Genomic DNA, 13,828 nt, shown 5'->3' on the forward strand with positions numbered 1-13,828 from the left:
ACACCCGCCCGGAACCTCCGCTCCCACCTCGGTGTCCGGAGCGTCCGCTCCCGCCACGGTGCCCGGAGTTCCCGCGCCCGCCACGGTGCCCGGAACCTCCGCTCCCGCCACGGTGCCCGGAGTTCCCGCGCCCGCCACCGCGCCCGGAGCCCCCGCCCCCACCACCGTGCCCATCAGCCGTGGAGCCCGTTCCCCCCGCGGCATTCGCGTACAGGCACTTGCCCAGGTCTCTTTCCCGTTCCTGCGCGGGATCCTGGCCGAGCTCGCGGTGCCGGCGGCCGCGCCGCTGCCGCCGTTGTCCCGGCCCCGTTGGCTGCGTCGGCTGCCGCATGTCGTGGTGTGCTTGATCGCCCTCGGTCTCGGGCTGGCGGCCATGGACGAGCTGAGCGACGGCTATCGACTGGGTGTCCCGCTGGGCACGTTGAGCGGCATCGCGCTGGGCGCGGCGATCGTGTTCGCGCTGTGGCGTCCAGTGCCGGCCTGGTGGCTGTCGCTGGGTGCCACCGTGGTCGCCGCCGCCGCTGCCCGCTCGGACATAGCGGCGGCCGTCCCGGGACCGGTGCCGGGACCGGACTGGCCGTGGAGCACGTCCGCGATCATGGCGCAGGCCTTCGTGCTCTTCCTGCTCGCCCTGCGGTTGCCCTCGCGCGTCTCTGTCGGCGCGCTGGCCCTGACCGGTCTGGCCACCTATGTGCTGCAGGGCCTGGCCGGCGGACCGTCGTACCCCCCGAGGGCCGTGCTCCCCGGACCGTCGTATCACCCAACGGGAGCGCTCGCGGTCGTCGTCTTCGCCGCCGCCGTCCTTCTCGGCACAGCGCTGCGTGGTCGTCGCGAGGCCCGCACCCAACTGGTCGAACAGGCGTCCCTGACCGAGGAGGAGCGCGCCCGCCGCACGGTCCTGGAGGAGCGCAGCCGTATCGCGCGCGAGCTCCATGACGTGGTCGCGCACCACATGTCGGTGATTTCCATTCAGGCACAGGTCGCCCCGCATCTGGTCGAGAACCCGACCGAGGAATTGAAGGAGAACCTGGAAGGCATCCGGCAGAACGCCTTGGAGGCGCTGACCGAACTGCGCCGGGTGCTCGGAGTGCTGCGTTCGGAGAATCCGGAGGACCCGTACGGCCTCGGTGCGGGTGCGGGTGCGGGTGTGGCGCCGGACGCCCCGCAGCCCACGCTGGACCGTCTGGAGGCGCTGGTCGAGAACACCCGCGCCGCGGGACTGGACGTGACCACGGAGATCGCCGGGGAACAGCTTCCCCTGGCACCGGGCGTCGAACTGTCGGCGTACCGGATCATCCAGGAGGCACTGAGCAACGCCCTGCGCCATGCGCCGGGTTCAGCGGTGAAGGTGGAGCTCTGGCACTTCCCGCGGGGCCTCCAGGTGAGAGTCGTCAACTCGCGGCCCGAGCGCCCCGCTCCGCCGTCCCCGGGCGCGGGACACGGACTGCTCGGCATGCGGGAGCGCGTCGCGATGCTGGGTGGCACCCTCGTGACCTCGGAGACGTCGTGCGGCGGTTTCGCGGTGGCGGCCTTCCTCCCGGGCAACGGCACCGCACCAACCGACGAAGATGCGCCCATCCACGATGCCGCCCGGACCGACGACACCTTCACAGGCCTCCCAGGAGAAGAGACGCCATGACGACCGTGAGCGGCACCGGCACCATCCGCGTACTGATCGCCGACGACCAGCAGATGGTCCGCCAGGGATTCACCGTGCTGCTCAACACCCACCCGGGCATCGAGGTGATCGGCCAGGCGGTCGACGGACTGGACGCGATCCTCAAGGTCGCCGAACTCGCCCCGGACGTCGTCCTGATGGACATCCGCATGCCCGAACTCGGCGGCATCGAGGCGACCCGTCGCATCACCACCGACACCCCGAACATCAAGGTCCTGGTGCTCACCACCTTCGACCTCGACGAGTACGTCTACGAAGCTCTGCGCGCCGGTGCGTCCGGCTTCCTCCTCAAGGACGCCTCGGCCGATCAACTCGCGGAGGCGGTCCGGGTGGTCGCGGCCGGCGACGCCCTCCTCGCCCCTGGCATCACCCGCCGCCTCATCGCCGAGTTCTCCCGCCTCGACTCCACCCCGCGCGCCCCGCTCAAGCAACGCATCGGCGACCTCACCGAACGCGAAACCGAGGTCCTGGCCCACATCGCCCAGGGCCTCTCCAACGCCGAAATCGCCCAACGCCTGGTGGTGGCCGAGCAGACCGTGAAAACCCACGTCGGCCGCATCCTCGTCAAGCTGGGCCTGCGCGACCGCACCCAAGCAGCTGTCTTCGCCTACGAATCAGGCCTGATCCGCCCCACCGGCTACTGACCCGCCTGGCCCCCACGCCACGGGGCCAGCCCATCGGCATCGGCCCACCCCCACACCCCCGGCCCTACCCGTAGTACCTGAGACGGACCCGCAAGGACCCTCCTCGCAGGTGACGACCACACCCCCCACCCGGCCCTACCGTTTTGAACGTGACCGAGACGACCCAGACGCAGACGACACCCCCGCCCCCCGGAGGTGCCGGGGCCAAGCCCCGCAGCCCGGAGTACCGCCTTGCCGCGGACGCCGTGCGCGGCCTGCGGCAGGACATGTTCCACGATGCCTTCGCCTACCGCCCGCTCCCCCCGATGCGCACGGACGGCCCGCTCACCCGCCGCCTCCCCGGAGCCCTGCGCGCAAAGGCGGCCTGGATCCCGCACGGGACGGTGGCGGCGGTCGGCCTGGTGGCGATGGCCGCGGGATACAGCGCCGCAGGCGGCCAGTTCGCCTCCTTGCTGTGCGGGCTCCTCGCCCTGCTCCCGGTCCTGGCGACCCTCGTCCGCCCGGTCGGCGCCTTCTGGTTCTCGATGGCGGCGGCCCCGGTCGTCGCCATGTTCGGCAGCGCCTGGAGCGACTGGCCGTGGGCGCCCGGCAGTTTTATAGCGCATGTCACGGTGCTGACGGTCGTGGCGCTGCGCTCACGCCCCCGCGTGGCGGCGTGGATGTGGCTGCTGACCGCGGCGTACAGCCTGCTCGCCGAGACCCTTTTCGGCGGGGGCTACTACAGCATCAACACCTTCCCGCTGCTCTTCGTCTCCGCGCTGGCCCTCCTGGTCGTCACGGTCCTGAACATCCGCAAGGAGGCCGAGCAGGAGGTGACGGCCCACCAGTCGGAGACGGCACACGAGCGTTCCCGGCGCACGCTGCTCGAAGAGCGCACGACGATCGCCCGCGAGCTGCACGACGTGGTCGCGCACCACATGTCGGTGGTCGCCATCCAGGCGGAGGCGGCGCCCTACCGGGTGGAGAATCCGCCCCCGGAGCTGGAGCAGGCGTTCGTGACGATCCGGGAGAACGCGGTGGCGGCGCTGACCGAACTGCGCCGTGTGCTGGGTGTGGTCAGGGCCGAGGACTACGAGGCCCCGGACGCACCGCAGCCCACTCTCGCCGATCTCGACGCGCTCCTCGCCAACGTGCGGGACGCGGGTCTGACCGTGGAGAAGGCGGTCACCGGTGCGGTGCGCGAACTTCCGCAGGGCGTCGAGCTGTCGGCGTTCCGGATAGTCCAGGAGGCTCTCAGCAACACGCTGCGGCACGCGCCGGGCGCGTCGGCCCGTGTCGAGATCGGTTATGTCCTCGGCGGGCTCGGCCTGCGCATAGTCAACGGTCCCGCGCCGGTGACGACCCTGGAGAAGTCCACGCACGGCGCGGGGCACGGCATCACGGGCATGCGCGAGCGGGTCACGATGCTGGACGGTGAGATGACGACGGGCGTCATGGACGACGGAGGGTACGAGGTGGCGGTGTTCCTGCCGGTGCCGTCCGGGGAGGGGACCGAATGACGGGCGGCACGAGTCGTGCGATCCGCGTGCTGATCGCCGACGACCAGATGATGGTCCGCGAGGGCTTCTCCGTGCTGCTCGGCGCGATGCCGGACATCGAGGTGGTCGGCGAGGCGGTCAACGGCCGGGAGGCGGTCGACCGGGTCCGTGAGCTGCAACCGGACGTCGTGCTGATGGACATCCGCATGCCGGAGATGAACGGGATCGACGCGACCCGGGAGATCGTCGCCGCGGACGGTGCCGCGAAGGTGCTGGTGCTGACGACGTTCGATCTCGACGAGTACGTGTATCAGGCGCTGCGGGCAGGAGCGTCCGGCTTCCTGCTCAAGGATGCCTCGGCCCGCCAGCTCGCCGACGGGGTGAGGGTGGTGTCGGCCGGGGAGGCGCTGCTCGCCCCCTCGGTCACCAGGCGGCTGATCACCGAGTTCTCCAAGCTCGCGGACGCGCCCCGGTTGTCGGCGACGGCGCACGCGGCGTACGGGGATCTGACCGATCGGGAGACGGAGGTGCTGGTGCTGATCGCGCAGGGGCTGTCGAACGCGGAGATCGCCGCGCGGCTCGTCGTCGCGGAGTCGACGATCAAGACCCATGTGAGCCGCATCCTGGTGAAGCTGGGGCTGCGGGACCGGACGCAGGCGGCGGTGTTCGCGTACGAGGCACGCCTGGTCACACCCGGGTGACCGTGACACATCGGATCGCACCCAGGTGACCGTGGCATGGCGGGTCACACCCGGGTGATCGTGGCACGGCGGGTCGCGCGGAGGGACTGGCGGGAGCCGGCCGTACCGGCGTAACGGGACGGACAGGCGGTGGCACGCTGTTCAGGACGGCCCTGTTCAGCGAGGGGTGGGTCGGGCTAGCGTCCGTTCATGGCAGCTTTGGAGAGTTCGCGGGCCTTCGACCCGTGGGATCCGGCGTTCGTGGCGGACCCCTACCCGGCGTACGAGGAACTGCGTGCGCGCGGCCGGGTGCACTACTACGAGCCGACGAACCAGTGGCTGGTGCCGCACCACGCGGATGTGTCGGCGCTGCTGCGGGACCGCCGGCTGGGTCGGACGTATCAGCACCGGTTCACGCACGAGGACTTCGGGCGGACCGCGCCGCCGCCGGAGCACGAGCCGTTCCATGTGCTCAACGATCACGGGATGCTCGATCTGGAGCCTCCGGACCACACGCGGATCCGGCGGCTGGTGTCGAAGGCGTTCACGCCGCGCACGGTGGAGCGGCTGAAGCCGTATGTGGAGGGGCTGGCGGGTGAGCTCGTCGACCGGCTGGTGGAGGCGGGCGGCGGGGATCTGCTGACCGATGTGGCGGAGCCGCTGCCGGTGTCGGTGATCGCGGAGATGCTGGGTGTCCCGGAGTCCGAACGGGCACCGTTGCGGCCCTGGTCGGCGGACATCTGCGGGATGTACGAGCTGAATCCGTCCGAGGAGGTGGCGCGGAAGGCGGTGCGGGCGTCGGTGGAGTTCACCGAGTACCTGCAAGGGCTGATCGAGGCTCGCCGCAAGGAGCCGGCGGACGATCTGATCTCGGGTCTCATCGAGGCGCACGACGAGGGCGACCGGCTCACCGAGCAGGAGATGATCTCCACCTGCGTGCTGCTGCTGAACGCGGGACACGAGGCGACGGTCAACTCGACGGTGACCGGCTGGTGGACCCTGTTCCGGCATCCCGGGCAATTGGCGGCGCTGCGGGCGGACCACACGCTGATACCCACGGCGGTGGAGGAGCTGATGCGCTACGACACCCCGCTCCAGCTGTTCGAGCGCTGGGTGCTGGACGACATCGAGATCGACGGTACGACGGTCCCGCGGGGTGCGGAGATCGCGATGCTCTTCGGGTCCGCGAACCGTGACGCCGAGGTGTTCGCGGACCCGGAGACGTTGGACCTGTCCCGGGCGGAGAACCCGCACATCTCCTTCAGCGCGGGTATCCACTACTGCATCGGCGCTCCGCTGGCCCGGCTCGAACTGGCGGCGTCCATGAGCGCGCTCCTGACCAGGGCCCCCGCTCTCCGGCTCACCGAGGAGCCGGTCCGCAAACCGAACTTCGTGATCCGCGGACTGGAGGGCCTGTCGGTCGAGGTCTGAGGGGTATCGCCACCCCCTGCCCGACGGCGCGGCCCCTGCTGTCGCCGGGCCGCCGCACCGCCTCTCACCTCGCCTGCCTCAGCGCCTCTCACCTCGCCTGCCACCCCGTCAGGCGCCTCGCCCGTCACCCCCTCGGGCCGCGCCGCCTGACATTCGCGTCAGGCCGCCCGGCGTGCCATCCGTCGGGCTGCGTCGCCCCTCACGTGGTCAGGTCGCGGCGGCGCAGGGACGTCAGTCCCACTGCCGTCAGGGCCGCCGCGATTGCGGTGAGGACGAGGACCGGTGTCCAGGCCATGGTGCCGCCCGGCAGCTTCGGGAGGTGACCGAAGGGGGAGAGGTCCATGACGGCCTGGGGGATGTTCAGGGCGGGGCCGATCCAGCCGAGGAGAAGGGCGAGGCCCGCTGCGGCCCAGGACGCGGGGGCAAGCCGGGGCGAGAGGCCGTAGAGCAGGACGGCGACGCCGCCCAGGGTCCAGATCGCCGGGACCTGGACCAGGCAGGCGCCGAGGACGGCGCCGACTTCGGAGCCGTAGCCGAGACCGAGGCCCAGTCCGCCGAGCAGCATGATGAGGACCGCGCCGCCGAAGGCGAGGACGAGGTGTCCGCCGGCCCAGCGCAGCCGGCCCACGGCGGCGGCGAGCAGGGGTTCGGCGCGCTGCGAGGTCTCCTCGCCGTGCAGCCGGAGCACGGAGGAGACGATGTAGAGGGCGGCGACCATGCCCAGCATGTTCACCATGGCGGCGAGGAACGCGTCGGTGATCCCGGCCTGCCCGCCCATCCGCTCGATGATCTCGCGGGTCTTGGCGTTGCCGCCGACGAGGTCCGCGGCTCCCTTCGTGATGCCGCCGAACGCGGCGCCCGCGGCGAGGAAGCCGAGGCTCCAGCCGAGCACGGCGCCGCGTTGCAGCCGCCAGGCCAGTGCTTCCGCCGTGCCGAGGCGGCCGGTCGCGGGTCCCGGCCGGGTGGGCAGGAAGCTCATCCCGACATCCCGCCGCCCGGCGAGTGCGTAGGCGGCGGCGCCCTGTGCGGCGACGGCGGCGACGAACAGCAGCAGGACCCACCAGCGCTCGTCCGCGTAGGCGCGGAGGTTCTCCAGCCAGCCCACAGGGGAGATCCAGGTCAGCAGCGACGAGCCGTCGTCGGTCGCCGAGTCGCCCGCCGCCCTGAGGACGAACGCGGCGCCGATCAGCCCGCCCGTCAGCCCCTTGGCGAGCCGTGCGCTCTCCGTCAGCTGGGCGACGATCGCGGCCATGGTCGCGAAGACCATCCCGGTCGCGCCGATCGCGAGTCCCAGCGCCAGGGCCCCGGCGCCGCCCTGTCCGGCGAGGCCGCCCGCGATGAGCAGGGCGAGGACGCCGTTGGCGACGAGCGCCGCGAGCAGGGCGGCGGTCAGCGGGGCCCGCCGTCCGACCATCGCGGCGGAGATGAGTTCCTGCCGTCCGCTCTCCTCCTCGTCCCGGGTGTGCCGTACGACGACGATCAGGCTCATGATGGCGGCGAGGACTCCCGCGTAGCCGCCGATGCGCCAGGCGGTGAGTCCGCCGAGCGAGTCGCTGAACACCGGCCCGTAGGTGGCGCGCAGGGAGCTGTTGGTGAGCATCTGCCGTGCCAGGGTGGCGCGTTCGGCCGGGGTGCTGTAGACGGTCTTCAGCGAGGCAGGCAGGGAGAGCACCATCAGACCGGTCACGCCGATCCACAGCGGCATCATCACGCGGTCGCGGCGCAGTGCGAATCTCAGCAGGGTTCCGGTGCCGGCCAGTGGGCGGGAGCCGCCGACGCGTGCGGCGAAGGCGTCGGCGGTCGTGGCGGTCATCGGGCCATCGCCTCTTCGGACCCGTCCGCCCGGACATCCTCCTGGTAGTGCCGCAGGAACAGCTCCTCCAGGGTCGGCGGGGTCGAGGTCAGGGACCGTACGCCGGAGTCGGTCAGCGACCGCAGGACGGCGTTCAGTTTGTCGGTGTCGACGTGGAGCCGGACCCGGCACTGGACCCCGTCCGGCCGGGCCCCGGTGTCCTCGACTTCGAGATCGTGGACCCCGGGCAGGGACGTCAGTCCGTTCGGCGGACCGGTGAGTTCGGCGGTGACGCTGGTGCGGGTGAGGTGGCGCAGGTCGGCGAGGGAGCCGCTCTCGACGGTCTGGCCCTTGCGGATGATGCTGACGCGGTCACAGAGTTCCTCGACCTCGCTCAGGATGTGCGAGGACAGCAGAATGGTGCGGCCCCGGTCGCGCTCCTCCCGGACGCACCGCTGGAAGACCTCTTCCATCAGCGGGTCGAGGCCCGAGGTCGGCTCGTCCAGGATGAGCACGTCGACGTCCGAGGCGAAGGCCGCGACGAGGGCGACCTTCTGGCGGTTGCCCTTCGAGTAGGTGCGCCCCTTCTTGGTGGGGTCGAGTTCGAAGCGCTCGATCAGGTCGGCGCGCCGCGCCGGGTCGAGGCCGCCGGTCCGTCCGCCGTCCTGCCCGCCGCGCCGGGCGCGGCCCCCGTTGTGGAGCCGCCCGTAGAGGTCGATGACCTCGCCGCCGGAGAGGTTGCGCCACAGGGTCACGTCGCCGGGGACGTAGGCGACCCGGCGGTGCAGTTCGACCGCGTCCGCCCAGGGGTCCATGCCCAGCATCTGTGCCGCGCCCGAATCGGCGCGCAGCAGGCCCAGCAGGACCCGGATGGTGGTGGACTTCCCGGAGCCGTTGGGGCCGAGGAAGCCGTGCACTTCACCGGCCTCGACCTCCAGGTCGAGGCCGTCCAGTGCGTGCGTCTTGCCGAACGACTTGTGCAGTCCGGCGACGCTGATTGCCGTCGTCATGGTCCAGAACGTACGCTTCTTTCAGAAATTTGTGAAGTTAAGGAAACATATAAATCCTGGATACACTCGACGGCGACGCGTGAGCTGGGGAGATGATCGAGAGATGGCGGAACCGACTACGGCGGAGCGGGATCCGGAGGCGGTCTCGAAGTTCGTCGAGGGCTTCGCGGCGCAGCTCGTCGAGGCCGGGATGCAGCGGATGCCCGCCCGGGTCTTCGCGGCCCTGCTGGCCTCGGACTCCGGGGCCATGAGCTCCGCCGAACTCGGCGAGCAGCTCCAGGTCAGCCCCGCGGCCGTGTCCGGCGCGGTGCGCTATCTCGCGCAGCAGCACATGGTCTCGCGCGAGCGCGAACCCGGCTCGCGGCGCGAGCGGTACCGCGTGCACAGCAACCAGTGGTACGAGGCGTTGACCAACCGCGACGCGGTGCTCAAGCGCTGGGAACTCGCCCTGCGCGCCGGCGTCGACTCCCTCGGTTCCACGACCCCGGCCGGGCGCCGGCTCTCCGAGACCCTGGCGTTCTTCGAGTTCATCGACGGCGAGATCGCCGCGATGATGGAACGCTGGCGCGCCCACCGCCAGACGCTGTACGGCGACGAGTGACGAGCGGGGACCGGGCGCCCCGGTCCCGAGTTCCGGCCCGCCCCGTCAGGGTGGACCGGCATCTCCCCGTCACCCGTTGCGCGCGTGGACCAGGTCCCCCCGTTGCCCAGGTGGACCAAGCCCCTCCTGTCAGTGTGCCGTCGGCAGGGTCAGGCCCCAGGCCGACTCCCGTACTGTCCAGGTCCGGGTCCGGACCGGGCCGCTCACCACGGAGTCCGCGCGGTAGCGGAAGTCGGCGCCGGAGACGGTGACCTTGTGTCCCAGCAGCCGCAGGGGCGAGGACTCGGCCCCCACGGACACCCCGCGGACCTCGATCTCGGCTCCCGTCCCCGATTCCCCGGGTGTCACGGACACGGCTTCCACGGGCTGGTCCAGATCCACCACGCACACCCCGTCGACCTCGATCCGCAGCCGGGAGGGCCCGAGTCCGGGTGCGGAGGCGAGCCGGGACGGCCGCGAGGCGAGAGTCCGTACCAGGGACTGGCAGGTGCGGAGCCAGGGATGCGCACCGGCCTCCCCGGGCGCTCCCGCGTGCACCGGAGCGGGCGTCCGGGAGGGCAGCGAGGGGATGCGCAGCGCGCCGAGCACCACGCCGTCACTGTCGTCCACGAGCAGGTCGAGCCGTCGCTCGGCCCCGTCGAGGACCGCTCTGGCCGCCGCGACGGCCCCCATCGGCACCCCGAGCGAACGGGACAGCGACAGCACACCGCCCACGGGCACGAAGGACAACGCGCACGCGGCGAGTTCCCGCTGCCGGTGCAACAGGGACACCGCCCGCAGCAGGGCACCGTCGTCACCGATGACGACGGGTCGGCGCGCACCCCGGCGGATCAGTGCCCGAGCAAATTCCTCGGGCCCCTCCGGAAGGCACACTTTCGTCGCCGCACCCGCGCTGAGCACGTCTTTCGCGATCCGGACGGACTCGCCGTCCGTCCGTCGGGCGACCGGGTCGATGACCACCAGGAGCTGGTCGGAAGCCGCCACCTCGGTCCTGCCTCGCTTCCTCGGGTAGCATCTTTGTGCAAGAGCCCCTTGCGCCTTTGCGCCAGGGGCTTCGTCTATTCCGGGGCATCCGGTCCGACGGTCGCGGCCAATGGTGGTCGCCGGCGTACGCAGCCGTAGTCAGAACCAGCCGCGTACGTCCCCGACCTTGGACATGCCCCGCCCGGAAGGGGTGTACGCCTGTGCCCGCACTTGTGCTGCTCGGTGCTCAGTGGGGTGACGAAGGCAAGGGAAAGGCCACCGACCTGCTCGGTGGATCCGTGGACTATGTGGTGCGCTACCAGGGCGGCAACAACGCCGGCCATACGGTAGTCGTGGGCGACCAGAAATACGCCCTCCACCTCCTCCCTTCCGGAATCCTCACGCCGGAGTGCACTCCGGTGATCGGCAACGGAGTCGTCGTCGACCCGTCCGTCCTGTTCTCCGAGCTGAACGGACTGAACGAGCGCGGCATCGACACCTCCAAGCTGCTGATCAGCGGAAACGCTCATATCATCACGCCTTACAACGTCACTGTCGACAAGGTGACGGAGCGCTTCCTCGGGAAGCGGAAGATCGGGACCACCGGACGCGGTATCGGTCCGACCTACGCGGACAAGATCAACCGCGTCGGCATCCGGGTCCAGGACCTCTATGACGAGTCGATCCTCACCCAGAAGGTCGAAGCGGCTCTGGAGGTCAAGAACCAGCTGCTCACGAAGCTCTACAACCGCCGCGCCATCGAGGCGGGCCAGGTCGTCGAGGAGCTGCTGGGCTACGCGGACCGGCTCAAGCCGTACGTCGCGGACACCGTCCTGATCCTCAATCAGGCGCTGGAGCAGGACAAGGTCGTGCTCTTCGAGGGCGGCCAGGGCACGCTGCTGGACATCGACCACGGCACGTATCCGTTCGTGACGTCGTCGAACCCGACCGCGGGCGGCGCCTGCACGGGTGCCGGCGTCGGCCCGACCAAGATCAGCCGGGTCATCGGCATCCTCAAGGCGTACACGACGCGTGTCGGCTCGGGCCCGTTCCCGACCGAGCTCTTCGACGCGGACGGCGAGGCGCTGCGGCGCATCGGCCACGAGCGCGGCGTGACGACCGGCCGTGACCGGCGCTGCGGCTGGTTCGACGCGGTCATCGCCCGCTACGCGACCCGCGTGAACGGTCTGACCGACTTCTTCCTCACCAAGCTGGACGTCCTGACCGGCTGGGAGGAGATCCCGGTCTGCGTGGCGTACGAGATCGACGGCAAGCGCGTCGAGGAACTCCCGTACTCCCAGACCGACTTCCACCACGCGAAGCCGATCTACGAGAAGCTCCCCGGCTGGTCGGAGGACATCACCAAGGCGAAGACCTTCGCGGACCTCCCGAAGAACGCGCAGGACTACGTGAAGGCGCTGGAGGAGATGTCGGGCGCGCCGATCTCCGCGATCGGCGTCGGACCGGGCCGCGACGAGACGATCGAGATCAACTCGTTCATCTAGCGCGGAGCGGTGTCCGGACCAGATTCGGAGCGGTAACCGGAACAGGTTCCGGAGCCGTGTCCGGTCCAGGTTCCGAAGCCGTTTCCGAAACGGTTGTTTCCACGAGTGCGCCCCCGGCCGACATCCGGGGGCGTACCCGTACCTGGGGAGCCGGCCTCAGCGCGAGGTCAGCCTCCACAGGTGGTCGGCGGTGCCGTTGTCGTCCCACTGCAGGACCTGGGCGCCGGTGGAGGTGCTCATGCCGTTCACGCCGAGCAGCAGACCGCTGTTGTAGTTGGCGATCTTGTAGTAGCCGTCACCGGCCGGGACGATCTGCCAGAGGTGGTCGGCGGTGCCGTTGTCCGCCCAGATCAGCGCGGTCCCGCCGTCCGCCGTGCTCGCGTTCGTGATGCCGAGCAGCAGGCCGCTCGCCTTGTTGGTGATCCGGTAGAGGCCGGATCCGGCGGCGGAGAGGGTCCAGGACTGGCTGGTGCCGGTGGAGGACGTGGCCTGGACGACCGCGGTGCCCTGGGCGGTGCCCGCGTTCTGGGTGTCCAGGGCGAGGGCGCTGTTCTTGTTGGTGATCTGGTAGGTCCCGGCGAGCGATGTGGAGCTGCCGCTGGGGGTGATGACCAGGTGGTAGCCGTCCGAGGCGTTCATGGCCACGGGCACGGTGACGGACCCGTTCGAGACGGTGTAGTCGGCCTCCGAGATCGTGTACGGGGCCGATACGGCCGTGGTGCGGCCCTTGGACGGGGTGTACTCCAGCTTGGCGTGCACGGTGCCGCCGAAGGCGGACAGTGAGCCGAGGCCCTTGACCGTCACGGCCGTCGAACCGGTGCCGCCGCCGAAGACGACGCTGATCTGCCGGCCGTCCCCGGTGCGGGACGCGGCGCCGTCGATGCCGGTCTGGGCCGGGGGTGTGGTGGGGACCATGCTGCCCGACATGTCGCCGTACCACTTGTAGAGCCAGTACGAGCCGTTGGGCGATCCGCCGGTGTCGGTGAGGGTGTCGCCGAGGGTGCCGTAGTGGTTCCAGAAGGCCAGCTCGGCGTCGTGGACACCCGCCCGCTCGAACTTGGCGACATAGCCGACGAGCGTACCCGGCACCCCCACCTCGGTCGGCGTCGCGTACTCCTCGATGGAGATCGGGCGCGCGCTGATGCCGAGACTGCTTTCCAGGGATCGGTACGCCGCCACGTGCGCCGCGATGTCCTGGGAGCCCTGGAGTTCGTGCCAGGCGATGATGTCGGGGACGGTGCCGGCGGCCTTGGCGGCGGTGAGGAACGTGCTCATCCAGCTCTGGTTCCACGCCGAGTGGCTGGGGCCCTGGATCGGGGTGGTGGTGTCCTTGGCGCGGACCTCCTTGTAGGTGCGCGTCCAACCCGCCTCGAACGTACCGGCGTTCGTGGTGTCCCAGGTCCAGTCGGGTTCGTTCCACAGCTCGTAGGCACGGATGTCGGTGGCGGAGGAGGACTTGACCGACGCGATCTGGGTGTCCACGGCGGACAGCCAGTTGCTCCAGCTCACCCACTTGTAGGGGAAGTTCGGATACCAGTCGGGCATGCGGACGACGACCCCGGCGCCGGCCCGCGCGGCCTTGGACGCAACGGTCAGCGCGTCGCCCCCGGGAGCGGGTTCGCCGTTGGGGAGCTGTGAGCCGCCCGGTGCCATCTGTACGAAGGTGTTCGGCTTCAGCGGGGTGACCAGGCCGTCTGCCGGGGTGCTCGCGTCGGCGAGGCCGTACAGGCTGCCGCTCGCCACATGGGTGACGGAGCGCAGGGTCTGGTCGGCGTTGACGACCAGGGTGGTGGCCGCGGTGGGAGCGGCCTGGGCGGGGGGTGCGGTCAGGAGGGCGGTGGCGGCCAGGGCGATGGCCCCCAACGCGGCCTGCGTCCGGCCACGGTGGGGTCTGACGGCGGCGCGGCGCACTCGGCTCGCGGGGTTCGATCCGGCTGCGCGGCCCGTACCGCCGATCTGGTTCGTACGGCCTGAGCGGCGCATGGAGCTCGTGCGTCTGGTGCGGCTCGTGCGGCTCATGGAGGAGCCTCCTGGAGGTGGGGAGCG

At 70.8% G+C, this 13,828-nt stretch carries 11 protein-coding genes; 7 read left to right on the forward strand and 4 right to left on the reverse strand.

The features are described 5' to 3' along the window. Positions 1-268 precede the first annotated feature (268 nt). The 5 genes from ACZ4N5_RS02170 (at position 269) to ACZ4N5_RS02190 (ending at position 5,911) form a co-directional block, all read left to right on the forward strand. Positions 269-1,639: a sensor histidine kinase gene (locus ACZ4N5_RS02170; RefSeq protein WP_467755391.1), complete on the forward strand. Its 1,371-nt coding sequence runs from the start codon at positions 269-271 to the stop codon at positions 1,637-1,639. After that, positions 1,636-2,322: a response regulator gene (locus ACZ4N5_RS02175; protein ID WP_467755221.1), complete on the forward strand. Its 687-nt coding sequence runs from the start codon at positions 1,636-1,638 to the stop codon at positions 2,320-2,322. Before ACZ4N5_RS02170 ends, ACZ4N5_RS02175 begins: the two co-directional genes overlap by 4 nt. 149 nt (positions 2,323-2,471) lie before the next feature. After that, positions 2,472-3,821 carry a sensor histidine kinase gene (locus tag ACZ4N5_RS02180; RefSeq protein WP_467755222.1) on the forward strand — a complete coding sequence of 450 codons (1,350 nt, stop codon included), beginning with the start codon at positions 2,472-2,474 and terminating at the stop codon, positions 3,819-3,821. Continuing rightward, a complete protein-coding gene (locus tag ACZ4N5_RS02185; RefSeq protein WP_467755223.1) occupies positions 3,818-4,501 on the forward strand; it encodes a response regulator in 684 nt (227 codons plus the stop codon). Before ACZ4N5_RS02180 ends, ACZ4N5_RS02185 begins: the two co-directional genes overlap by 4 nt. A gap of 189 nt (positions 4,502-4,690) precedes the next feature. Continuing rightward, positions 4,691-5,911, forward strand: coding sequence for a cytochrome P450 (locus ACZ4N5_RS02190; protein WP_467755224.1), 1,221 nt, complete (start codon positions 4,691-4,693; stop codon positions 5,909-5,911). 199 nt (positions 5,912-6,110) lie between these two features. On the opposite strand, the gene ACZ4N5_RS02195 is transcribed toward ACZ4N5_RS02190, so the two are convergent. Both ACZ4N5_RS02195 and ACZ4N5_RS02200 read right to left on the reverse strand, forming a co-directional pair. Then, positions 6,111-7,724: an ABC transporter permease gene (locus tag ACZ4N5_RS02195; protein ID WP_467755225.1), complete on the reverse strand. Its 1,614-nt coding sequence runs from the start codon at positions 7,722-7,724 to the stop codon at positions 6,111-6,113. Then, positions 7,721-8,713 carry an ABC transporter ATP-binding protein gene (locus ACZ4N5_RS02200; protein WP_467755226.1) on the reverse strand — a complete coding sequence of 331 codons (993 nt, stop codon included), beginning with the start codon at positions 8,711-8,713 and terminating at the stop codon, positions 7,721-7,723. The genes ACZ4N5_RS02195 and ACZ4N5_RS02200 overlap by 4 nt, the downstream gene beginning before the upstream one ends. A 103-nt stretch (positions 8,714-8,816) precedes the next feature. Between ACZ4N5_RS02200 and ACZ4N5_RS02205 the strand changes: the two genes are divergently transcribed. Further along, positions 8,817-9,314, forward strand: coding sequence for a GbsR/MarR family transcriptional regulator (locus ACZ4N5_RS02205; RefSeq protein WP_467755227.1), 498 nt, complete (start codon positions 8,817-8,819; stop codon positions 9,312-9,314). Between the two features lie 129 nt (positions 9,315-9,443). Here the strand turns inward: ACZ4N5_RS02205 and ACZ4N5_RS02210 are convergent, their stop codons facing one another. After that, positions 9,444-10,298: a diacylglycerol kinase family protein gene (locus ACZ4N5_RS02210; RefSeq protein WP_467755228.1), complete on the reverse strand. Its 855-nt coding sequence runs from the start codon at positions 10,296-10,298 to the stop codon at positions 9,444-9,446. A 200-nt stretch (positions 10,299-10,498) separates the two neighbouring features. Here ACZ4N5_RS02210 and ACZ4N5_RS02215 point away from each other — a divergent pair, with 200 nt between their 5' ends. After that, positions 10,499-11,782, forward strand: a complete 1,284-nt coding sequence (locus tag ACZ4N5_RS02215; RefSeq protein ID WP_467755229.1) for an adenylosuccinate synthase — start codon at positions 10,499-10,501, stop codon at positions 11,780-11,782. Positions 11,783-11,938: 156 nt separating this feature from the next. On the opposite strand, the gene ACZ4N5_RS02220 is transcribed toward ACZ4N5_RS02215, so the two are convergent. Further along, a complete protein-coding gene (locus ACZ4N5_RS02220) occupies positions 11,939-13,801 on the reverse strand; it encodes an RICIN domain-containing protein (RefSeq protein WP_467755230.1) in 1,863 nt (620 codons plus the stop codon). Between the last annotated feature and the right edge of the window lie 27 nt (positions 13,802-13,828).

Source organism: Streptomyces sp. NPDC026500 (assembly GCF_055567635.1).